The organism is Burkholderia sp. NRF60-BP8 (genome assembly GCF_001522585.2).
Taxonomy (GTDB): domain Bacteria; phylum Pseudomonadota; class Gammaproteobacteria; order Burkholderiales; family Burkholderiaceae; genus Burkholderia.
Map to the genome: position 1 here is coordinate 1,755,403 of NZ_CP013372.1, position 21,609 is coordinate 1,777,011.

Consider the following 21,609-nt stretch of genomic DNA (forward strand, 5'->3'; position numbering starts at 1 on the left):
CGCCATGCAACCACGTCTTCCGTGTTTCGCACCGACAACTCTTATATAAGACATAAGACATTTGACGTTCCACCCCGTTGAGATTAGAATTCCGCTCAAAGCAGTGCCTGGAATCGCCCCGGAGTGCCGGCAAGGCCTTCCCCTCAAACGCAATATCAGCAGGTCTCCCCATGCTTGAAAACTTTCGTGCTCACGTGGCCGCCCGCGCCGCGCTCGGTATTCCTCCCCTGCCGCTGACGGCTCAGCAGACCGCCGAACTGGTCGAGTTGCTGACGAATCCGCCCGCCGGCGAAGAGCAGACGCTGCTCGAGCTGATCACCCATCGCGTGCCCGCCGGCGTCGACGAAGCCGCCCGCGTGAAGGCCGGCTTCCTGGCCGCCGTCGCGAAGGGCGAGACGGCCTGCCCGCTGATCTCGCGTGCGCGCGCCACCGAGCTGCTCGGCACGATGCTCGGCGGCTACAACATCCAGCCGCTGATCGAACTGCTGTCCGACGAAGCCGTCGCCGCGGTAGCCGCCGACGCGCTGAAGAAAACCCTGCTGATGTTCGACCAGTTCCATGACGTGAAGGAACTCGCCGACAAGGGCAACGCGCACGCGAAGGCCGTGTTGCAGAGCTGGGCCGACGCCGAATGGTTCACGAGCCGTCCGGAAGTGCCGGAAAGCCTGACCATCACCGTGTTCAAGGTCACGGGCGAAACCAACACCGACGACCTGTCGCCGGCGCCCGACGCCACCACCCGCCCGGACATCCCGATGCACGCGCTGGCGATGCTGAAGAACGCGCGCCCGGGCATCACGCCGGAAGAAGACGGCAAGCGCGGGCCGGTCAAGTTCATCGAATCGCTGAAGGAAAAGGGTCACCTGGTCGCGTACGTGGGCGACGTGGTCGGCACCGGCTCCTCGCGCAAGTCGGCCACCAACTCGGTGCTGTGGTTCACCGGCGAAGACATCCCGTTCGTCCCGAACAAGCGCTTCGGCGGCGTGTGCCTCGGCGGCAAGATCGCCCCGATCTTCTACAACACGATGGAAGATGCGGGCGCGCTGCCGATCGAGCTCGACGTGTCGCAAATGAACATGGGCGACGTGGTCGAACTGCGCCCGTACGAAGGCAAGGCGCTGAAGGACGGCAAGGTCATCGCCGAATTCCAGGTGAAGTCCGACGTGCTGTTCGACGAAGTGCGCGCCGGCGGCCGCATTCCGCTGATCATCGGCCGCGGCCTGACCGCGAAGGCGCGTGAGGCGCTCGGCCTGCCGCCGTCGACGCTGTTCCGCCTGCCGCACCAGCCGGCCGACAGCGGCAAGGGCTTCTCGCTCGCGCAGAAGATGGTCGGCCGCGCGTGCGGCCTGCCGGAAGGCCAGGGCGTGCGCCCGGGCACGTACTGCGAACCGAAGATGACCTCGGTCGGCTCGCAGGACACCACGGGCCCGATGACCCGCGACGAACTGAAGGACCTCGCCTGCCTCGGCTTCTCGGCCGATCTCGTGATGCAGTCGTTCTGCCATACCGCCGCGTATCCGAAGCCGGTCGACGTGAAGACGCACCAGACGCTGCCGAACTTCATCAGCACGCGCGGCGGCATCGCGCTGCGCCCGGGCGACGGCGTGATCCACTCGTGGCTGAACCGCATGCTGCTGCCCGACACCGTCGGCACCGGCGGCGATTCGCACACGCGCTTCCCGATCGGCATCAGCTTCCCGGCAGGCTCGGGCCTCGTCGCGTTCGCGGCCGCCACCGGCACGATGCCGCTGGACATGCCGGAATCGGTGCTGGTCCGCTTCAAGGGCAAGATGCAGCCGGGCGTCACGCTGCGCGACCTCGTCAACGCGATCCCGCTGTACGCGATCAAGCAAGGCATGCTGACGGTCGCCAAGCAAGGCAAGAAGAACATCTTCTCGGGCCGCATTCTCGAAATCGAAGGCCTGCCCGACCTGAAGGTCGAGCAAGCGTTCGAGCTGTCGGATGCGTCCGCCGAGCGTTCGGCCGCCGGTTGCACGGTGCGCCTGAACAAGGAACCGATCATCGAGTACCTGAACAGCAACATCACGCTGCTCAAGTGGATGATCGCGCAGGGCTACCAGGATCCGCGCAGCCTGCAGCGCCGCATCGCGGCGATGGAACAATGGCTGGCCGACCCGCAACTGCTCGCGCCGGATGCCGACGCCGAATACGCGGCCGTCATCGAGATCGACCTCGCCGACATCCACGAGCCGATCGTCGCATGCCCGAACGATCCGGACGACGTGAAGACGCTGTCGGACGTCGCCGGCGCGAAGATCGACGAAGTGTTCATCGGCTCGTGCATGACCAACATCGGTCACTTCCGTGCCGCGTCGAAGCTGCTGGAAGGCAAGCGCGACATTCCGGTCAAGCTGTGGGTCGCGCCGCCGACCAAGATGGATCAGAAGCAGCTGACGGAAGAAGGTCACTACGGCGTGTTCGGCACGGCCGGGGCCCGCACCGAAATGCCGGGCTGCTCGCTGTGCATGGGCAACCAGGCACAGGTGCGCGAAGGCGCGACGGTGATGTCGACGTCGACCCGCAACTTCCCGAACCGCCTCGGCAAGAACACGAACGTGTACCTCGGCTCGGCGGAACTGGCGGCGATCTGCTCGCGTCTGGGCAAGATCCCGACCAAGGAAGAGTACATGGCCGACATGGGCGTGCTCACCGCGAACGGCGACAAGATCTACCAGTACATGAACTTCGACCAGATCGAAGACTTCAAGGAAGTGGCCGACACCGTGCAGCTGTAAGCACGCAGTCGGGCTGCGGCGGGCGGTCGACGTCGCAGCGCACCGAAAGGCGCCGCAGGCCGACAGGCTGCGGCGCTTTTTTTCGTCCGTCGGCGACCGGACGCGCCCGTCCCGTCAGTCGTACAGCGCGTGCAGCCGCTCGACCACGTCGAACGGCAAGCCTTCGTCATACCCGTCGGCTTCGTCGAGATCGACGTACTCGCGCCCGTCGGTCGGCTGCAGCATCATTGCCGGCACGGGCCGCGCGACCGGCACGTCCGGATAATCGTTCGGCCCCGCGCCATCGAAGTCGTGCGGATCGAACCAGATACCGTGATTGGCGTAGTAGCCGTCGGCGTAACGTTGCTCGATTTCGCGAAGCAACCGAAACGTATCGAGTTGATACGACGCGTCGCCCAGATCGCTTTCGTTCGCATACTGCACGAACCACGCGGCGCCGAGATTCCAGTAGATCAGCAATGCGGTCGCGCGATCTACGTTGCGGTTGTCCAGCAGCCAGCGCAACGCACGGCCGTTGCCGTCGTAATTGGAGCGTGCGGCGAACCGGTGCCACTGTTCGGGCGTCGCGCCTTCGAGCCAGGTCCGGACGATGTCCCACGCCTTCTGTTCGATGTCGGTGTCATCCATGGATTGCGCCTTGCGGAATGAGCGGTAACGGGAAACGTCTTCGATGGCCGGTGATTCTAGCGCCGCTGCCCATTCATGCCGCGCCGCCGCCCGGCTCGCGACGGATCACCAGTTCGTTGAAGCCGGTGCCCGCATCGAGCTCGCGCGAGAAGCGATGTGCGGGCAGCAGCGCGAGCAGGATCTCGGCCGTCGTGCGCACCACGCAGCCGCTCGCCACGTGGCCGCCCATCACGCGGCCGGCGGCATCGGAGATCGACATATGAAGGTGTGCGCCGTCCGGCGATACGGAGCCGGCCAGCGTCAGGATTTCGAGGTCGCCGCGCAGTTCGGTCGGTTGATCGACGCCGGCGAAGCGCAACTGCGCGACGCTCAGGCTGCCGATGCCCTGGATCACGAAGGCCGCATGCACTTCATGTTGGTGGAGCGCTGCCTCGATGGCGCCGCGCAGATCGTCGCCGGGGGAAAGACGCAAAGGATGGGCTTGCATGGTCGAGAACCTGGGTCGATCGTGGTATCGACCAAGCGTACGTTCGCCCCGTGAATCCGGCAAGTCGTCCGCGCTCGATAATCCCGCGCGTCGGGGTCGTCCCCGCGTCGCTTCATCCGCTACCGTTCGACTCCGACCACCCGCGCATACGAGCCCCTGCGGTATGGCTTCGCACCGGCCGCAGCGCATCGGTTCGTTGACGGACGGAACACACATGCGTCCGGACGAAAACCGACCCTGACCTATGCAAGAATCGGTTCCTCGAGGCAAGCCCTGCTTCATCCCCCTTTCATCGAACGCCCCGTCGAATGCCCAAATGCCAGAATACGTATGAGCGCTTCCACACCCCGAGCGACGAAATTGCCGCGCGGGAAGTCGCGGCGATGAGCGATGAGGAGCGTGCGCGCGCCCAGTCGGCGGGGAGCGTGCATGTCCGAAACTGGCTCGCCATTCTGGTGATGCCGGTCGCCGTCGGGCCTTTGATCGCGGTGTTCGCGTATATGGCGGGCATGCTCGCCTACCGCGGAATGGTCGATCCGGCCTTCGATATCGATCGTGCGGTTGGCGAAACATCCGTCACCGTCATAGGGGTCACGGCGCTCTTCATCGCAGTCTGGATCGGCCTGAACTGGTACGTCGCGACGTACGGTACCCGACAGCGGTACTGGCGTGAAATGCCGTTCAACGGGCGTGTCGAACTGGAGCGCCATACGCTCCGTGCGGCGATCATCGTGTGGTCGGACGACTACGATCCGGAACCCCTCTACGTCGAGGAATGGATCGACGGCAAGCTCAAATCCAGCAAGGCCCGACTAAGGCAGTGGATCCTGGCCCGGACGTCCGTCGGTCATTGGCTGGTGCTGGATCATCGAATTGCGGCAGACAGTGGGTACGGGCCGCCCACGCTCCCCTTGGAAACGAAACGGTTGGTCCCGCAGCAAGAACTGGCAATCGCATTTGCGCCACGCACCAATGTCCGCATCGGATTGAGATGGAGTGGACCGGCGGCGCCATCGACCGTGACTTCCTGCCTGCTGTCTCACGCCGAATGTGAGCGTCTGGCTGCGGCGGCTCACCACTATGGTTTTTTTCCGCCGGACCAATATGGCGTCGTGGCTGCCTCCGATGCCGACTGGGTCGAGGAACTCGCGGCCCGGGCATTGGAGCGCGACGTGCCTGTCGACGGGGCGCCCGGGCGAGCGCTGACGTAATCGTCGCAGGTCGTTGCAACGTCGACCGCGGCCGCCACAGCGAGTCTGAAAACGACGCCAATTGCCGGCGGCCGCATAATAGCGGGGTTCATCTCGAGGTCTTGTGCACGGCCTTCCGCGACGCATCCGCCCCAACCCGGATTCTTTGTGATGACAGCGATTCCGAACCGACGATCCCGCCTGCGCGGCGGCCTGCTTGGCCTGCTGATCGGCGACGCGCTCGGCGTGCCGTACGAATTCCACGACGCCGCGTCGATTCCGCCGCCCGCCGCGATCGACATGGCGCCGCCGCCGGGCTTCGCGCGCACGCACGACGGCGTGCCGTACGGCGAGCAGGCGTTGCCCGCACGATGGGTGGCGACGCTGCGCGGGAAAGACCAGGCCGAGGGCTGGCTCGCGAGGTGGTGAACACCGCCGCCGGTCGCCCCTGACTCGAATACGGCGGCCCGATCGGGCCGCCCCGACCCACCGCATCAACCTGAGAGGATGCTCCGATGCTGCGTGCCATCAATCCCCCCGGCGCCACGATTCCCGGCATTTCGCAAGCGATACTCGTCGAAGGCGGTCAACCGCTGTATTTGTCCGGCCATGTCCCGTTCGATGCCGCTGGCGCCGTCGTCGGCGCCGATCATGCGGCGCAGCTCGATCAGGTGTTCCGGAATATCGCTGATACGCTTCGCACCGCGGGCGTCGGCTTCGAATCCGTCGCGCGTCTGACGATCTATGTCCGCGATTTCGATTCGAGCCTGTTGCCGCAGATTCGCGCGGTGCGCGACCGCTGGGTCAACACCGCGTGCCCGCCCGCGAGCGCGCTCGTCGGCGTGGCGTCGTTGTTCCGCCCGGACGTACTGGTCGAAGTGGACGCATTCGCGATCGTTCCTGCCGCGAAATAACCCACCGCAGCGGCCTCAGCGGCGATCGCTCGCCAGCAACCCGTACAGCGCACTGTCCGACACTTCGTCGCCGACGATCCAGCGCTCGCGCAACAGCCCTTCCCGGACGAAGCCGAGCCGTTCGAGCAACCGCGCCGACGCGACGTTGCGCGGATCGATATCGGCCTCGATCCGGTTCAGCCGCAGCGTGCCGAAGGCATGATCGACCAACGCCGACGCCGCTTCGCGCATGTATCCGCCGCGCCAGAACGCGCGCCGCAGGCAAAAGCCGATCTCGGCACGCCGGCATTGCGCGTTCGCATGGAACAGCACGCACTCGCCGAGCGCTTCGCCGGTTTCCCGCAGTTCGAGCACGCAGACCAGGCTCTCGCCGCTCGCGGACATCTGCACGTTGCGCGCGACGCGCGCCTCGGCCTGCTCGATTTCCGTCATCGGCGAGAACGAGAAATAGCGCATCGCTTCCGCATCGGACCAGATCTCGAAGAAGGTCGGTGCGTCGGCGTCGCGAAGCGGCCGCAGCACGAGGCGGGAGGTATTCAGCGTGACGGGTTCGAACAGGGGCATGGCAGCGGTCTGACGAAAATCGGGACCGTGAATTAGAACACGCGAACCGTGCGTCAACCAGCGCGCCCGCTGCAGCGCCCGACATGGAACGGCCGACGGCCGTGAAACAAAAGGCCCGGGCAGCGTCTCCCGGGCCTGAGCACCTCGTCCATGACTGCGGGTCACGCTTACGCCTCGAGCGCCTCCAGCACCTTCCCCTTCGTCTCGATCCCGACGAAGTGCACGGTCAGCGCCGCGATCAGCGGCACCACGCCGATCAGATAGAACGCCGGCGCGAGGTTCCCGCCGATGATCGCGTGCGGCACGACCATCGGCGCGACGAACGACGCGATCTTCAGCCACGCGCTGCCGAGCCCGCAGCCCGACGCGCGGATGCTCGTCGGATACTGCTCGGGCGTATAGACGTACGCGGTGATGAACCCCGACGCCATCAGCCCGAGCGACAGCGAACAGAAGACCGCGACCACGTACACCGACGACGCGTGATAGATGCCGGCGAGCGCCAGCGACAGCGCGCACAGCACGAACGACCACACGATCACCGGCTTGCGGCCGAGCTTGTCGACCAGCAACGCGGAGGCCAGCGAGCCGAGCACGCCCATCACCGAGCCGATCACCGCGAGGTTCAGCGCGAGCTGCAGCGGCGCGTGATAGAAGTTCTTGTAGATCGTCGGCAGCCACGTCGACAGCCCGTACTGGATGAACCCGCAGGTCGCCCACAACGTCGCCACCGCGAGCGTGCGCTTGCGATACGCGGCGCTGAACAGGTCGGTCATCCTGCGCTTCGGATGCTGGCGCACCATCTCGTCGAACGCGGCCGCCTGCGTGACCGGCGGCAGCTCGCCGCGCACCGATCCTTCGAACACGCCGACCGCGCGCCCGGCCTCCGCGAGCCGCCCGCGCGACGCGAGCCAGCGCGGCGATTCCGGCACGAGGCGCGTGAGCACGAGCGACAGGATCACCGGCAGCCCGCCGACGAAGTACATGATTTCCCAGCCGAAGCGCGGCACGAGCCACGCGCCGAGCGCCATCGACACGAGCAGGCCGATCGGGAACACGATCTCGTACAACAGCACGAAGCGGCCGCGGCCATGCGCGCGCGTGATTTCGTTGATGTACGTGGCCGCGACCGGCAATTCGCCGCCGAGCCCGAGCCCCTGCAGGATCCGCAGCAGCACGAACACCTCGAACGTCGGCGCGAAGCCGCACGCGATGCTCGTGATGCCGATCACGGCCGAGCTCCACGCGATGGCTTTCACGCGGCCATGCTTTTCCGCGAGCGCGGGAAACAGGAATGCGCCGATCAGCTGGCCGATCGCGCCGGACGCGATCAGCATGCCGATCTGCGTCGGCGACAGCCCCCATTTGTGAATCAGCAGCGGCAGCGTCGCCGCGATCGTGATCACGTCGAAGCCGTCGAAGAACGTCGCGGTGCCGATCAGCACGCGTGCGCGGACCTGCATCGCGTTGGCCGGAAGCCGCTCGAGCCGCGCGATGATCGCGCCGGGCGTGGAGGCGGCAGCTTCCATCGTGGCGCTGCCGGCCACGACGTTGTCGAAAGTGCTCATGCGGGGTGTCTCCTGGATCTCTTTCCGGTTGGGCCGGTCAGGCAAGCGCTTGGGTCGTGTCTGCCAGGGCTTCCGTATCCACTGCCCGGCCCTGGTTCATCCACTTGCGCGCGAGCTTCAGCTCGCGCGCGTTGTTCACGGCGATGACACCTCTCACATGTCCGTCGCCCACGAAAAACAGCGTCGCACGACGCGCGGCGAGATCGCCGCGCACGACGAGCTGCGCATCGACCGGCAGATCGCCGAGGATCTGCAGGTTCACGTCGTACTGATCGGACCAGAACCACGGAATCTCCGCGTACGGTTCACGCACGCCGAGCACGGCTTTCGCGGCCGCGATCGCCTGGTTCTGCGCGTTCGCCCACGATTCGAGCCGCACGCGCCGCTTCAGCCAGCCGTTGTGATGGTTCGCGACGTCGCCGCACGCGAAGATCGCGGGGTCGCTGGTCGCGCCGTATTCGTCGACGACGATGCCGTCGTCGACCGCGAGCCCCGCGTCGCTCGCCAGCGACGCATTCAGCGCGAGACCGATGCCGGCCACCGCGAAATCGGCGTCGATCGTCGTGCCGTCGGCGAGCGTCGCGCGCACCTTCGATGCGTCGCCGGGCTGCGCATCGAGCGATTCAAGCGCCGCGCCAAGTCGCACGTCGACGCCGTTCGAACGATGCAGGTCGAGCAGGAAGTCGGACACGATTTGCGGCACCGAACGCCCGCACAGCCGCGGCGCGCCTTCGACCACGACGGCATCGACGCCGAGCTTGCGCGCGGTCGCCGCGACTTCGAGGCCGATCCAGCCGCCGCCGATCACGAGCACGCGCCGGCTCGCCCGCAGCTTCTCGCCGAGCGCGGCGGCTTCGTCGAGCGTGCGCAAATAATGCAGGTTCGGCGTGTTGACGAGCGCATCGGGCAAGCGGCGCGACGTGCCGCCGGTCGCGATCACGAGCCGGTCGTATTCGATCTCGCGGCCGCTTTCGGTCGTCACCACGCGGCGCGTGCGATCGATCGACGCCGCGCGCTCCGGCTGCCATGCCTCGACGTTCAGCGCACCGAATTCGTCCGGGCGCACGACGCGCACGGTCTCGATGTCGGCGTCGCCGGCCAGCACGGCCTTCGACAGCGGCGGGCGCTCGTACGGCAGGTGCGGCTCGTCGGCGATCATCACGAGACGGCCCGCATACCCTTGCGCGCGCAACGTCTTCAACACCCAGCCGGCGGCCTGGCCGCCGCCGATCACGACGACCGTGCCCGGTGCGGGCCGCGCGGGCGTATTCGCTTCGGTCATGATTTGCGCTCCGTCATGAACTTGCCTTCCGGCGCCTTCGCGTGCTTCTGCCGGCGCGTGTTGCCGTCCAGGCCGCCGTCGACGGCCCACTCGGCGAACACGGTCGGCCCCGGTTCGAATTCGCGCGGTTGCCAGTCGGGCGTCAGCACGTCTTCGTCCGCGTAGTACTCGATCAGCGCGCCGGCCGGATTCTGGAAGTACCAGAAGTACGCGGACGACACCGGGTGACGCCCTGGGCCGAGTTGCGTTTCCCAGCCGCAGCGGTCGATGTGCATGCCGCCGCCGAATACTTCGTGGATGTCGCGCACGGTGAATGCGACGTGGTTCAGGCCGCGTTTGCCGTTCGGCAGCGCGAGCAGGAACAGGTCGTGATGGCCGCCGTGCGGCGCGCAGCGCATGAACGCGCCGCGGCCCGGATAACGGTCCGACGTCTCGAAGCCGAGCAGTTCGTGATAGAACCTTTCCTGCGCGTCGAGGCAGTTCGTGAAGAACACGACATGCCCGACCTCGACCGGCTCTGCACGCGCATAGATCGGGCTCGGCTGGTCCACGCGCAGCGTCCGCCCCCAGACGTTCGACGGCGAGCCCGTGATGTCGAGTGCGCGCTTGCGCGTGACTTCGATGCGGATCGCCATCCCGTTCGGATCGATGCAGCCGAGTGCATCGTCCTGCGCGTAATAGCCGGGCTGGCCGGCCAGCTTCGTGCGCAATGCGTCGAGTTCGCCCTGCGTCGCGACGCCCCACGTGACTTCCCGCAGCGTCGGGCCTGCTTCGAACGCGGGCGGCAGCGACGGATCGTCGGCTTTCACGACCAGCACGGTGCAACCGTTCAGCGTCTCGAAGCGCGCACGCGTGTCGTTGTGCGCGACTTCCTTCAGCCCCCAGTCGGCGAAAAAGCGCCGGCAGGTGGCGAGGTCGTCGACGCCGTACGTGATCTGCTCGATTCCCAAAATGCTCATTGCGTCATTCCCCTTCGCTCAGTTTGCCCACGGCAGCGGCGCGTCGTTCAAGCCCCAGTAGAGGCTCTTCTGCTGCATGTATTCGCGGATGCCGAGGCGCCCCTTCTCGCGTCCCATCCCGCTCTCCTTCCAACCCGAGAACGGCGTGGAGATCGAGAACAGCTTATACGTGTTGATCCAGACGGTGCCCGTCTCCAGCGCGCGCGCGATGCGCCATGCGCGCTTGTAGTCGCGCGTCCAGATGCCCGCAGCGAGCCCGAATACGCTGTCGTTCGCCTGTGCGATCAACGACGCCTCGTCGTCGAACGGCATCGCGACCAGCACCGGCCCGAAGATTTCCTCCTGGCAGATGCGCGCGCTGTTCGGCAAGCCTTCGAGAATCGTCGGCTGATAGAAGAAGCCGTTCTCGCGCCCGTCGCCCGCCGTCCGCTCGCCGCCGCACAGCAGACGGCCGCCTTCTTCCAGCCCGAGCGCCACGTAGCGTTCGACCGATTCGCGATGCTTCGCGGTGATCAGCGGACCCATCTGCGTGTCGGGCCGCGTCGGGTCGCCCACGCGCAGCTTGCGTGCACCGGCCACCAGGCGCTTCATGAATTCGTCGTATATCGCGCGCTGCACGAACAGTCGCGAACCGGCGATGCACGCTTCGCCCGACGAGCTGAAGATGCCGTACAGCACGCCGTTGACCGCGTGGTCGAGATCGGCGTCGTCGCACACGATCGTCGGCGACTTGCCGCCGAGTTCGAGCGACACCGGCATCAGCTTCTCGGCCGCGATGCGCGCGATGCCGCGGCCCACTTCGGTGCCGCCGGTAAACGACACCTTCTTCACGAGCGGATGACGCACGAGCACGTCGCCGATCACCGAGCCCTTGCCCGGCAACACGCTCAGCACGCCCTTCGGTACGCCCGCTTCCTCGCAGATGCGCGCCAGCGCGAGCGATACGAGCGGCGTGACCTCGGCCGGCTTGAGCACCACCGCATTGCCGCCGGCCAGCGCCGGCGCGAGCTTCTGCGCGTCGGACGCGATCGGCGAATTCCACGGGGTGATCGCCGCGATCACGCCGATCGGCTCGTACACGCTCATCGTCAGGTAGTCGCCGCGCGACGGCGTCAGCTCCTCGTCGAGCGTTTCGAGGCAGGCCGCGAAATAGCGGAACGTGTTCGCGGCGCTGGCCACCAGCACGCGCGTCTCGCCGATCGGCTTGCCGTTGTCGCGGCGCTGCAGGTGCGCGAGCGCCTCGTGGCGCTGCATGATGAGATCCGCGATGCGGTACAGCACCTGCGCGCGCTGATGCGGCTTCAGCCCGGCCCAGTCGGCGCGGCGCCATGCGGCGTCGGCCGCCACGACGGCGTCGGCCGCGTCTTCCGCGTTCGCCGTCGATACTTCCATGTTCAGCGACTGGTCGGCCGGATAGATGCTCGCGTAAGGCGCTCCGCGGCCGCGCCGCCACTCGCCGCCGATCAGGATGTCGCCGTCGGGTACGAGGCTCGTATCGAAAGGAGTCATGTCACAAGTCCCACAAATCTGTCTCTGCACATCCGCCCTCGCCGTGGCGTGGGCGGACGCTCGATGGTCCGGTCAGATCACGCAGCGGGCCGCGCGGTTGCGCAGCGCACGAATCGCGCTGTATGCCGTCAGCGCGGACGTCTTCGGGTTGTCGGGCAGCGGCTTGCCGCTCATTTCCAGCGACATCTCGCCGAATGCGCCGCGCGCGGTGATGCGGTGCACGTTGCGCTCGACCGCCGGATCGGCGATCAGGCGCACGTGCGTCGCATCGAGGCCGAGGCCCGCGAGCGCGACCGTCGCCGCGACGTTCGCGTTCTTCGGGTACAGCCGCGCGGCGTCGCGCGCGGTGCCTTCGAAGATCACCATTTCCTCGGTCATCGCGCGCAGATCGCACAGTTCCTCGGCCGGCGTGCCGAGCCAGCCGAGCGGCGGCTTGCGCCCGACGTACAGCACGTCGTCGAGGCCGCCCTGCTTCGCGGACGCCAGCGCGTCGATGCCGCCGATCGCGCCGGACAGCAGCGTCACCGTCGTGCCGCCCTCGTCGGCCGCTTGCGACAGCGCGTCGAGCAGCGCGAGATCGGACAGCGCACCGATCGACGCAACCGCGCAATCGGTGCCGGCCTTCAGCAGCGGCACGACGTGATCGACGAGCGCGCTGTGGCCCGCGCATTCGAGCGCGAACTCGGGGCGGCGGGCCAGCGCGTCGACCGACGACACGACCTCCACCGCGCCGCCGAGCGCGTCCTGCACCGCCGCGCGCTGGTGTTCCGGCACGATCACGTGCGCGACGCGCAGCGACGCATCGTGCTCGACCGCGTGGTACACGGCCGCGCCGATCGCGCCGAAGCCGATCATCGCGACGTCGACGGGGGCATGCGCCCGCTGTTGCCCGTTACGCATACTGGCGCTCCGTCGGCGCTTCCTTCTTCACCGGCGGGCCCGCGAATGCCGACGCGAACGAGCCGACCGACAGCATGTCGACCTCGACCATCACCGGCCCTTCCTTCGCGAGCCCTTCGCGCACGATCGCTTCGGCCTGGTCGAGCGACGTGATCCGGTAGTGCGTGAGGCCGAAGCTCGCGCAGAACTGCGCGAAATCGGGCTGGTGCAGTTGCACGAAGCAGCGGCGGCCGCCGTAGTGCGCGTCCTGGATGTTGCGGATCACGCCGTAGCACTGGTCGTTCATCAGCACGATCATCACGTTCGCGTTTTCCTGCACGGCCGTGACGAGTTCGCCGACGTTGACCATCAGGCCGCCGTCGCCGACGAGGCAGACCGTCTTCGCCGCGGCGCCCGCGAGCGCGGCGCCGATGCCCATCTGGATGCCCTGGCCGATGCCGCCGCCGAGTGCATGCACGCCCGAGCGCGGCTCGAAGATCTTCAGCAGGCGGTTGCCCCACGTGCTGTTCGAGATCGTCACGTCGCGCACCCAGTTGTAGTCGCGGCCGACGGCGGCCTGCAGCGTGTCGACGAGCTTCTTGTACGGCCCGAGGCCCTTCGCCACGTCGGCCACTGCCGCCTCGCGGGCCGCCGCGAGATCGGCCGCGAATTGCGGATCCACCGACAGGCGGCCTTCGAGGCGGTCGGCCAGCTCGGCCAGCACGCGCTTCGAATCGCCGTGCACGAACAACGCGTTGCGGTAGCCGCGGTTGTCGGCGAGTGCATCGGCATCGATACGGAACAGCGGCTGCGGCAGCGCGAGCTTGTACTTCAGCGTTTCGTTGCCGCGCAGGCGCGAGCCGACCACGACGAGCGCGTCGCAGGTCTTGTAGAACGCTTCGACCGACGCGTGCACGTTGAACGCGCCGAGCGTCGCCGGATGATCTTCGGGTAGTACGCCGCGGCCCTGCACGCTCGTCACGACGCCGAAGCCGAGCTTCACGAGGCGTTCGACTTCCGCACGTGCGTGACGCGCGCCGCCGCCGAGCCACAGCAGCGGGCGGCGCTTGGCCGCGAGGGCGTCGGCGAGCTTCGCGACGCGGGCTTCGTCGTGCTCGCGCACCGCGACGTGTGCCGGTGCGAGATCTTCCGGCCATTCGATTTCGGCCGCCTGGATGTCGATCGGAATCTCGACGGACACGGGGCCCGTGGGCGCGGTCTGCGCGATGCGCACGGCTTCGCGAATCGTCGGCAGCACGGTTTCGACCGTGCGCACGCGGAACGCGGCCTTCGAGATCGAGTCGAGCATCGACAACTGGTCCGGCGCTTCGTGGATGTACGCGAGATCCTGGTCGAGGTACGGCGTCTCGATCTGACCCGTCACGTGCAGCAGCGCGGTGCCGGCCGTCAGCGCCTCGACCATCGCGCCGGCCGCGTTGCCCGCCGCCGTGCCCGTGCTCGTGAATGCGACGCCGAGGCCGCCCGACACGCGGGCCAGCCCGTCGGCCATGTTCAACGCCCCCGCTTCGCCGCGCGCACCGACATACCGGATGTTGCCGCGCGAGTGGATCGCGTCGAGGATCGGCATGTTGTGGATCGAGATGACACCGAATGCGGTTTTCACGCCGCACTGCTCGAGAAAGGCGGCAATCAGCTCGCCGACCGTGGTTTTTTCAGACATGGCGTGCAAAGCCTCCAGAAACGTCGATATGGCTGCCCGTCGTGTAGGACGACAGATACGTTGCGAGATAAAAAAGCGCCCAGGCGGCCTCGTCGGGCTTGCCGAAGCGATTCAGCGGAATGTTCTTCTTGCGGGCGAGCGCGCCGGTCCAGTCCTCCCAGCTTTCGCCGGGCTGCGCCTGCGTGTCGTAGCGGCGGCGCCACTGCCCCGACTCGACGATGCCGATCAGGATCGAGTTCACGCGGATGCGCTGCGGCGCCAGTTCGGTCGCGAGCGATTTCACGAGGCTCAGCACGCCGGCACGCGCCGACGACGTCGCGACCATGTGCGGCTCCGGCTGCAACGCGAGCAGCGAATTCACGCAGGTGATCGTCGGCGCCTGCGCGTCGCGCAGCAGCGGCAGGAACGCGCGCGTCGGGCGGATGATGCTGAAGTACTTCAGTTCGAGTTCTTCGCGCCACGCGTCGTCGGTCGTGTCGGCGAAGGTCGATACGCGGCCCTGGCCGGCGTTGTTGACGAGCATGTCGGCGCGGCCGAAACGCGCGGACACCGCTTGCGCGAAGCCGGCCACGTCGGTTTCGTCGAGCACGTTGCAGCGCGTGGCCAGCAGTTGCGCATCGGCGTACTTGTCGCGCAGCATCGCGTCGGCGCGTGCGAGACGGTCGCCGTCGCGGCCGCAAATCGCGACCGACGCGCCCGCCTGCAGGAACCGTTCGGCCGTCGCGAGGCCGATGCCGGACGAACCGCCCGTCACCACCGCCACCTGCCCGGTCAGATCGATCTGGATCATCGGAGTCCTAAAGCCTTGAGAAACGTGTGCTCGTCATCCGAGCGGTAATTGAGCCGCCGCGACAATTCCGCCGCCGCGCGCTGCACCTTGTCGATCAGCCCGTCGGCGATCAGCGCCGCGTCGATCTCCGGACGCGGCACCGTCACCGTGATGCACGCGACGATCCGCTGCGTCTCGTTGCGCACCGGCGCCGTGACGACCGAGATCCCGCGCTCGAACGACGAATTGCTGACGCCGTATCCACGCAGCGCATCTTCGCGGATCACTTCGTACAACGCATCGACCGTCTCCGGCGTCGCGCTCGTCATCCGGCTCAGCGCGCCTTCCGGATACAGCGCACGCAGTTCCTTCAGCGACAGGTCGCCCATCAGCACGTGGCCATGCGTCGTCGCGTGCGCGGGCAGCCGTGTGCCGACGTTCACGCGGATCGAGCTGAACACCGGCGACTGGCTCTGCGCCTTCGCGACGAACACCACGTCGCGGCCGTCGCGGATCACGATGTGCGTCGTGAAGCCGGTCGCATCGCGCAGGCTCTCGATCACCGGCAGGCCGAGATCGGTCAGCTCCAGCGAGCTCAGATATTCGAAGCCGAGCCGCAGCACGGCGACGCCGAGCTTGTAGTTGCGATCCTTGTCCGCGCGCTCGAGAAAGCCGAGCGATTCGAGCGTCTGCAGCAGACGGAACACCGTCGTGCGCGGAATGCCGAGCCGCTTCGACAACTCGGGCGCGCCGAGCACCGGCTCGCGCGGCGAGAATTCGGCGAGAATGCGCAGCCCGCGCTCGAGGCCCGGCACCACGTAGCTGGCTTCGGCCTTCGCGCTTTCGGATGCGTTTCGTTGCAGCGGTTCGCTCATGCCATTCCCCACTGCGTATCGCACTGACGGCAGAACGCATCGATCAGCGCCGAATAAGCGGCCGGCGCCTCCACGTAACCCGCGTGCCCGGCCTGCGGAATCACCTGCAGCCCGACGTGCGCGGCCGCGGCGATCCGCTCGCACGCGGCGGGCGGCGTGATCGCGTCGTTCGCGCCGACGGCCACCGCCGCGCGGCCGCGGAAGCCGGCGAGATCGGCCGCGAGATCGGCGTTCGCGAGCAGATGCGTGGCCTGCGCGTAGCCGGCCGGCACGATGCGCGCCATGTTCCAGCGCACCCACGCCCGTGCCTCCTCGTTCGCGAAACCGGACAGCATGTTGCCGCTGCGCTGCTCGGCGAGCCCGGCCGGGCCGAGTTCCGCGAGCATCGCGAGCCGCGCGTCGCGGCGCGTGTCGCGCGTTTCGGCCGGTGCGCTGCCGTAACCGCCCGCGGGCGAGATCAGCAGCAGGCCGGCGATGCGCGCGGGCATCACGCGGACCAACCCGCCCGCGACGATCGCGCCGAGCGAATGACCGACCAGCACGCAGCGTTCGATGCCGAGTGCCTCGAGCCATGCGTTCAGCGATGCCGCGTAATCGGCGGCGGCCGGCGACGCGCCGTGCACGGGCGTCGACACGCCGTAACCGGGCGCATCCCACGCAAGCACGCGTCGCGACGCGCCGAGCGTGTCGAGCTGGCGGACCCACGATGCGGCGCCCGAGCCGATGCCGTGCAGCAGCACGACGGGTAGCGCGCGGCCCGCATGCTGCGCGCCGGCCTCGCGGTAGCCGATCGTGCCCGCCGCGCCGGCTGCGCAACGCTGCTCGGGAAACTGCCCGAGCAGCGCGGCGAAGGCCGCGGTGCGGTCGCGTTCACGTTTGTCGATGACACGCATTGCTTCACCCGCTCCGTCTCAACGCTTGATCTTCGCGAGCGGCGAATCGGGCGGATACGTCGGCGTGATCGGCTTCGGCGAACCGAGCATCACGCACATCAGCGCGTCTTCCTCGCCGATGTTGATTTCCGTGCGATACACGCCCGGCGGCACCGAGATCAGGTCGCGCTCGCCGAGGATCGCTTCCCAGGTCTCGCCATCGCGCTCGCAGATCACCTTCATCTTGCCGCGCAGCACGAAGAAGATTTCCTCGACGTCGACATGGATGTGGCTCGGCCCGATGTTGCCGGCCGGGATGACCATCGTCGAGAACGTGAAGTTGCCGGCCGGCACCGTGTTGACGTCCTTCGCGACGCCCGTGCCGCCCGTGCCGACATAGCGCATCTGCGCACGGCGGTACTTCGGGTCGTAGTCGGCCTGGAACTTCAGTGCGTCCCAGTCGTAGCGCCGCGTCGCATAGCGCGCGACACGCCCTTCCATCCAGTCGTTGAAGCTTGCGCCTTCCGGCTGGTCCCACGACTTGCGTTCGAGATCGGCGTCCGCCATCGTCCTCTCCTTCATTGCGAGTGAAAACTTCGATTCAATTCATCACGAAGCCGCCGTTCACCGGCAGCAATTGACCCGTCACGAAGCGCGCGCCGTCCGACAGCAGGAACAGCACGGGGCCCGTCACGTCGTCGGGCACCTGCGCGCGTGCGAGCGCGCGGCCCTGCAGGTAGAACGCGTGGCGTTCCGCCGGCACGTACGCGGTCGCCTCGACTTCGGTGAGCCCCGGCGCGATCGCGTTGACCGTCACGCCATGCGCGCCGAACTCGCGTGCCTGCGCGTGCGTCATCGCGATCACCGCGCCCTTGCTGGCGACGTACGCGAGCAGCTTCGGCGCGCCCCACAGCGCGGTGTCCGATGCCAGATTCACGATCGCGCCGCGGCCCGACTGCGCGAGGTGCGGCAACGCCGCATTGCTGACGAGCCACACGCCGCGCACGTTCACGTTCATCACGGCGTCCCACGTCGACACGTCGAGCTCCGTCGACAGCTTGCCGCCCGAGTTCGTGATCGCCGCGTTGTTGATCAGCGCGTCGATACCGCCGAGCGCCGCCGCGCCCTGCGCGACGAATGCGTCGATGCTGGCCGGGTCGGCGAGGTCGAGTGCGAAGAAATGCGCGGTGTGGCCGGCGCGGGCGAGCTGCGCGGCCAGCGCGCGGCCCTCTTCCGCCAGCACGTCGCCGAACGCGACCTGCGCGCCCGCTTCGACCAGCGCCTTCACGAATGCGGCGCCGAGACCGCGCGCGCCGCCCGTGACGAGCACGCGGCGACCGGGCAGCGCCACGACCGGAGCGCGCTCAGCCATTCGCGGGCTCCGAAGCGGCGTGTGCCGCGCGATGCGCGTCGAGCGCGGACAGATGCTCCTGCGCCCGCTGGCGCAGCATCCGGCGCACGCGCGTGATGCCGACGTCGTGCTGGTACAGGTATTCGTGATCGCGCGCATGCGGCGCGAGGCTTTCGAGGACGTAGCGGTCCTGTTCGAGCACGTCCCAGTGCAAGCCTTCGAGACGGTTGCGGTACATGAAGCGCCACACGTCGCGCTGCCAGCCGCTGACCTTGCGGGTACGCCAGAAATAGACCTGGCAGTGGTCGCCGTCGACCGGCGTCGCGAAGCCGATGATCCCGAAGTTGCCGCCGGGGCCGAACTTCTGCTTGTACGGAATCGCGAGGCGCATCCACAGGCAGCCCGTTTCGCCGAGTTCGACCCAGTCGAAGTTCACGTCGCGCTGGCCGATCTTCTCGAACATCAGGCCCGTATCCGTCTTGCGCACGCGCATGTCGGCCTGCTTGTCGCCTTCGGCCATCGAGTGCGACGTCGCGTGCAGGTAGGCGCCGTGCATCGGGTCCATCACGTTGTCGATCGCGTACTGGTAATTGCACTTCCAGTTCGACACGCACAGGAAATGGCCGTACTCGTCGGCCACGAGCTCTTCCGGCAGGTTCAGCGGCGCCGGCTCGCCGTGCGCTTCGTCGCCGAACCACAGGAAGATCGCGCCGGCCTTCTCTTCGACCGGATACGACTTCACGCACTTCATGCCTTCGAGCGGACAGTTCGACACGGCCGGCACGCGGTTGACCGTGCCGCCGCCGTCGACTTCGATGCCGTGATACCAGCACGCGATGTTGCCGCCGAGGTTCCAGCCGAGCGACAGGCGCGCGCCGCGGTGCGGGCAGCGATCTTCCAGCGCATGGACTTTGCCTTCGTGATCGCGCCACAGCACGATCTGCTCGGACAGGCGCGTGAGACCGACGGGTGCGTTCGACACCTGCCAGCTCGGCGCGACGGGATACCAGTAATTCTTGATGCCGCGGTCGAGGTAATCGCGGACCGGGTCGCGTTGGGCTTCGTATTGTGCGGGGGACGTCATCAGTGTGCTCCGGATGCGGTTGTCGTCGGGTCGGCGGTCACGCGGCGCGCGCGCTCATTCCGCCAGCGAGGCCATTTCGGCGCGAAAGCGCTCGGCAGTCCACGCGGTGCCGTCCGGCGCGCGAAAGCCGATGCGGTTCAGGCCCGCGACGACATCGTCCAGCTCGGTCGCGCCGCTCTCGAACACGCGTTCGAGCGCATCGCCGAGGTCGTTCTCGTACTGGGTCGGTTCGGCCTTGCGGTTCTGCCAGACCTGGTTCTCGACCTGGCCGGGGATCTCGATCTGCCCCTTGCCCGCGACGTTGTTCGGCTGCGGCGCCACCCACGGCTTCAGGAAGGGATTGAAGTTGACGGTCGCTTCTTTCATGTCATTCCACCTTGATCTGGATTTCCTCGCCGGCGAGGCGCACCGCGTACTGCTTCAGCGCACGTCCGCCCGGCCCCTTCAGGCATTCGCCCGTCTTGATGTCGAACACGGCCTCGTGCAGCGGGCATTCGACCGTGCCTTCGTCGACGAACCCCTGCGTCAGCAGCGCGTACGCATGCGGGCACACGTTCTCGAGCGCATACACGTCGTCGCCGACGCGGTAGATCCCGATTTCCACGCCGTCGGTCCGCTTGAACTCGATCGGCGTGTCTTCCGACAGCGCGCCGGCGTGACCGGCGCAAATCCATTGCTCAGACATCTCGCACCCTTCCTTCTGATCGACTCTCGGTTTGTTCCATATCAGGAACAACAGTTTATGGATGGTGATTATAGGAGCGAGCTTCCTCGAGTAAAACAAAAAGCTGCATGTCCTAGGGAAAACACCGACCGGCGGGTCGACGATCGTCGCGGCCTACCTCGTCAAATGTGATTTTTTGTTTGGTTGCGGGGATTTAAGTCCGTTTTTCAGGATTCTCGAGCCCATGTTGCAGATCAGCGCCCACCCGATCCGGCCCGATAAATTTATTTTTGATCACCCGTCGGACACCTCTATACTTCATTCCACTAGAGGCACGTTGTTCCTTGTATGGAACATAAAAATGCCCGTTCGGCGATGAACATGCGCGACGGCCGGCCGTCCCTGCGCAGCCCCGTCACAACACGTTTTCATCAGGTTGGAGAGTCAGGAGACAAAATGGTCAAGCATGCGGTAGCAGCGGCAGTCATCGGAATGGGCGCCGTGTCGGGCGCGTGGGCGCAGAGCAGCGTGGTGCTGTACGGCAGCCTGGATGCGGGTGTCGCGTACGTGAACAACGTCGGCGGCCACGCGAAGTGGGCGATGATCCAGGGCAATACGCAGCCCGATCGCTGGGGCCTGAAAGGCAAGGAAGATCTCGGTAACGGGCTGTCGGCGATCTTCCAGCTGGAGAACGGCTTCTATACGAACAACGGCCAGTTCGCGACCGCGAACACGATCTGGAACCGCGCGGCGTTCGTCGGCCTCAGCGCCGAGCGCTACGGCACGCTGACGCTCGGCCGCCAGACGCCGCTGGCGTTCGACTATCTCGATCCGCTCAGCACCGCGTACCTCGCGATGAGCTGGTACGCGTTCCACCCGGGCAACATCGACGGGCTCGCCGCGACCGGCAACGTGCCGTACAACAACGCGGTCAAGTACCGTTCGCCGAGCGTCGCGGGCTTCTCGGCCGCGGCGACGCTCGCGCTCGGCAACACGACGAATTTCTCGACCGGCAAATCGGTCGGCGTCGCGCTGAACTATGCGAACGGGCCGTTCAAGGCGTCGGCCGTCTACTCGAACGAGCACGACCGCTCGATCCTGATCGGCCAGACGGGCATCGCGTCGTTCCAGGGGCAGAACACCGCGAACGGCTACCTCGCGAACAAGGTCGAGAACATCGGCGCGGGCGCGTCGTACCAGATCGGCGACTTCCTCGTGCACGGCCTCTATACGCGCGTGAAGATGCAGTCGAACGGGTTTTCCGACACGTTCCAGAGCTACGACGCGGGCGTGAACTACCGCAGCAGCGCGTTCAACACGATCGCGGGCGGCGCGGCGACCACGACGCTGGCCGGCCGCCGCTGGACTCAGGTCGAACTCGGCGACATCTACGCGTTGTCGAAGCGCACGCAGTTGTATGCGAACGTGCTTTACGAACACGGTTCGGGTGGCGCCAAGGCCGCGTTCTTCACGGCCGGCACGTCGAGCACCGCGAACCAGGTGATCGTGCTGACCGGCATCCACCACTCGTTCTGAGCGACGGCGGACGCGGTTGCCCCGGTGCCGCAAACGAAAAGA

At 67.0% G+C, this 21,609-nt stretch carries 22 protein-coding genes; 5 read left to right on the forward strand and 17 right to left on the reverse strand.

Annotation, left to right across the window (positions count from 1 at the left end):
* Positions 1-170: 170 nt before the first annotated feature.
* Positions 171-2,756 carry a bifunctional aconitate hydratase 2/2-methylisocitrate dehydratase gene (gene acnB, locus WS54_RS08200; RefSeq protein WP_034204593.1) on the forward strand — a complete coding sequence of 862 codons (2,586 nt, stop codon included), beginning with the start codon at positions 171-173 and terminating at the stop codon, positions 2,754-2,756.
* A gap of 114 nt (positions 2,757-2,870) precedes the next feature.
* Here the strand turns inward: acnB and WS54_RS08205 are convergent, their stop codons facing one another.
* On the reverse strand, positions 2,871-3,383 hold the full coding sequence (locus tag WS54_RS08205; protein WP_034204591.1) for a DUF4274 domain-containing protein: 513 nt from the start codon (positions 3,381-3,383) through the stop codon (positions 2,871-2,873).
* 73 nt (positions 3,384-3,456) lie between these two features.
* Positions 3,457-3,870, reverse strand: coding sequence for a PPC domain-containing DNA-binding protein (locus WS54_RS08210; protein WP_034204590.1), 414 nt, complete (start codon positions 3,868-3,870; stop codon positions 3,457-3,459).
* A 308-nt stretch (positions 3,871-4,178) separates the two neighbouring features.
* Between WS54_RS08210 and WS54_RS08215 the strand changes: the two genes are divergently transcribed.
* The 3 genes from WS54_RS08215 to WS54_RS08225 all read left to right on the forward strand — a co-directional run bounded on the left by WS54_RS08215 (position 4,179) and on the right by WS54_RS08225 (position 5,974).
* The gene (locus tag WS54_RS08215; RefSeq protein ID WP_059783064.1) at positions 4,179-5,081 is read left to right on the forward strand and encodes a hypothetical protein; all 903 of its coding nucleotides are present in this window, start codon (positions 4,179-4,181) and stop codon (positions 5,079-5,081) included.
* A gap of 150 nt (positions 5,082-5,231) precedes the next feature.
* Positions 5,232-5,489 (forward strand): hypothetical protein, encoded by a 258-nt coding sequence (locus WS54_RS08220; protein WP_034204588.1) that lies wholly within the window; start codon positions 5,232-5,234, stop codon positions 5,487-5,489.
* Between the two features lie 86 nt (positions 5,490-5,575).
* Entirely contained in the window at positions 5,576-5,974 is a 399-nt protein-coding gene (locus tag WS54_RS08225; protein WP_034204587.1) for a RidA family protein, read from the forward strand.
* A gap of 15 nt (positions 5,975-5,989) precedes the next feature.
* On the opposite strand, the gene WS54_RS08230 is transcribed toward WS54_RS08225, so the two are convergent.
* The 15 genes from WS54_RS08230 to WS54_RS08300 all read right to left on the reverse strand — a co-directional run bounded on the left by WS54_RS08230 (position 5,990) and on the right by WS54_RS08300 (position 20,052).
* Positions 5,990-6,538 (reverse strand): GNAT family N-acetyltransferase, encoded by a 549-nt coding sequence (locus tag WS54_RS08230; protein WP_059783061.1) that lies wholly within the window; start codon positions 6,536-6,538, stop codon positions 5,990-5,992.
* 167 nt (positions 6,539-6,705) lie between these two features.
* Complete coding sequence (locus tag WS54_RS08235; protein ID WP_059783060.1) at positions 6,706-8,106, reverse strand: MFS transporter; 1,401 nt, start codon at positions 8,104-8,106, stop codon at positions 6,706-6,708.
* A 37-nt stretch (positions 8,107-8,143) separates the two neighbouring features.
* Positions 8,144-9,388, reverse strand: a complete 1,245-nt coding sequence (locus WS54_RS08240) for an NAD(P)/FAD-dependent oxidoreductase (protein WP_059783058.1) — start codon at positions 9,386-9,388, stop codon at positions 8,144-8,146.
* Positions 9,385-10,347 carry a VOC family protein gene (locus tag WS54_RS08245; RefSeq protein WP_059783056.1) on the reverse strand — a complete coding sequence of 321 codons (963 nt, stop codon included), beginning with the start codon at positions 10,345-10,347 and terminating at the stop codon, positions 9,385-9,387. Before WS54_RS08245 ends, WS54_RS08240 begins: the two co-directional genes overlap by 4 nt.
* 18 nt (positions 10,348-10,365) lie before the next feature.
* The gene (locus tag WS54_RS08250) at positions 10,366-11,856 is read right to left on the reverse strand and encodes an aldehyde dehydrogenase (protein WP_059783054.1); all 1,491 of its coding nucleotides are present in this window, start codon (positions 11,854-11,856) and stop codon (positions 10,366-10,368) included.
* A 72-nt stretch (positions 11,857-11,928) separates the two neighbouring features.
* A complete protein-coding gene (locus WS54_RS08255) occupies positions 11,929-12,756 on the reverse strand; it encodes an aspartate dehydrogenase (protein WP_059783052.1) in 828 nt (275 codons plus the stop codon).
* A complete protein-coding gene (locus tag WS54_RS08260; RefSeq protein ID WP_059783051.1) occupies positions 12,749-14,416 on the reverse strand; it encodes a thiamine pyrophosphate-binding protein in 1,668 nt (555 codons plus the stop codon). The genes WS54_RS08255 and WS54_RS08260 overlap by 8 nt, the downstream gene beginning before the upstream one ends.
* On the reverse strand, positions 14,409-15,206 hold the full coding sequence (locus WS54_RS08265; protein WP_059783049.1) for an SDR family oxidoreductase: 798 nt from the start codon (positions 15,204-15,206) through the stop codon (positions 14,409-14,411). The genes WS54_RS08260 and WS54_RS08265 overlap by 8 nt, the downstream gene beginning before the upstream one ends.
* A complete protein-coding gene (locus WS54_RS08270) occupies positions 15,203-16,060 on the reverse strand; it encodes an IclR family transcriptional regulator (protein ID WP_059783047.1) in 858 nt (285 codons plus the stop codon). The genes WS54_RS08265 and WS54_RS08270 overlap by 4 nt, the downstream gene beginning before the upstream one ends.
* Positions 16,057-16,953 (reverse strand): alpha/beta fold hydrolase, encoded by an 897-nt coding sequence (locus WS54_RS08275; RefSeq protein ID WP_059783045.1) that lies wholly within the window; start codon positions 16,951-16,953, stop codon positions 16,057-16,059. The genes WS54_RS08270 and WS54_RS08275 overlap by 4 nt, the downstream gene beginning before the upstream one ends.
* An 18-nt stretch (positions 16,954-16,971) precedes the next feature.
* Positions 16,972-17,499, reverse strand: coding sequence for a cupin domain-containing protein (locus WS54_RS08280; protein ID WP_034204576.1), 528 nt, complete (start codon positions 17,497-17,499; stop codon positions 16,972-16,974).
* Positions 17,500-17,533: 34 nt separating this feature from the next.
* Complete coding sequence (locus WS54_RS08285) at positions 17,534-18,304, reverse strand: SDR family oxidoreductase (RefSeq protein ID WP_059783042.1); 771 nt, start codon at positions 18,302-18,304, stop codon at positions 17,534-17,536.
* Positions 18,297-19,367, reverse strand: coding sequence for an aromatic ring-hydroxylating dioxygenase subunit alpha (locus tag WS54_RS08290; RefSeq protein WP_059783040.1), 1,071 nt, complete (start codon positions 19,365-19,367; stop codon positions 18,297-18,299). The genes WS54_RS08285 and WS54_RS08290 overlap by 8 nt, the downstream gene beginning before the upstream one ends.
* Positions 19,368-19,421: 54 nt before the next feature.
* The gene (locus tag WS54_RS08295) at positions 19,422-19,733 is read right to left on the reverse strand and encodes a recombinase-like helix-turn-helix domain-containing protein (protein WP_059783038.1); all 312 of its coding nucleotides are present in this window, start codon (positions 19,731-19,733) and stop codon (positions 19,422-19,424) included.
* Position 19,734: 1 nt separating this feature from the next.
* A complete protein-coding gene (locus tag WS54_RS08300; RefSeq protein ID WP_006489883.1) occupies positions 19,735-20,052 on the reverse strand; it encodes a non-heme iron oxygenase ferredoxin subunit in 318 nt (105 codons plus the stop codon).
* 435 nt (positions 20,053-20,487) lie between these two features.
* Here WS54_RS08300 and WS54_RS08305 point away from each other — a divergent pair, with 435 nt between their 5' ends.
* Positions 20,488-21,567, forward strand: coding sequence for a porin (locus WS54_RS08305; RefSeq protein ID WP_034204572.1), 1,080 nt, complete (start codon positions 20,488-20,490; stop codon positions 21,565-21,567).
* The last annotated feature ends 42 nt before the right edge of the window (positions 21,568-21,609 follow it).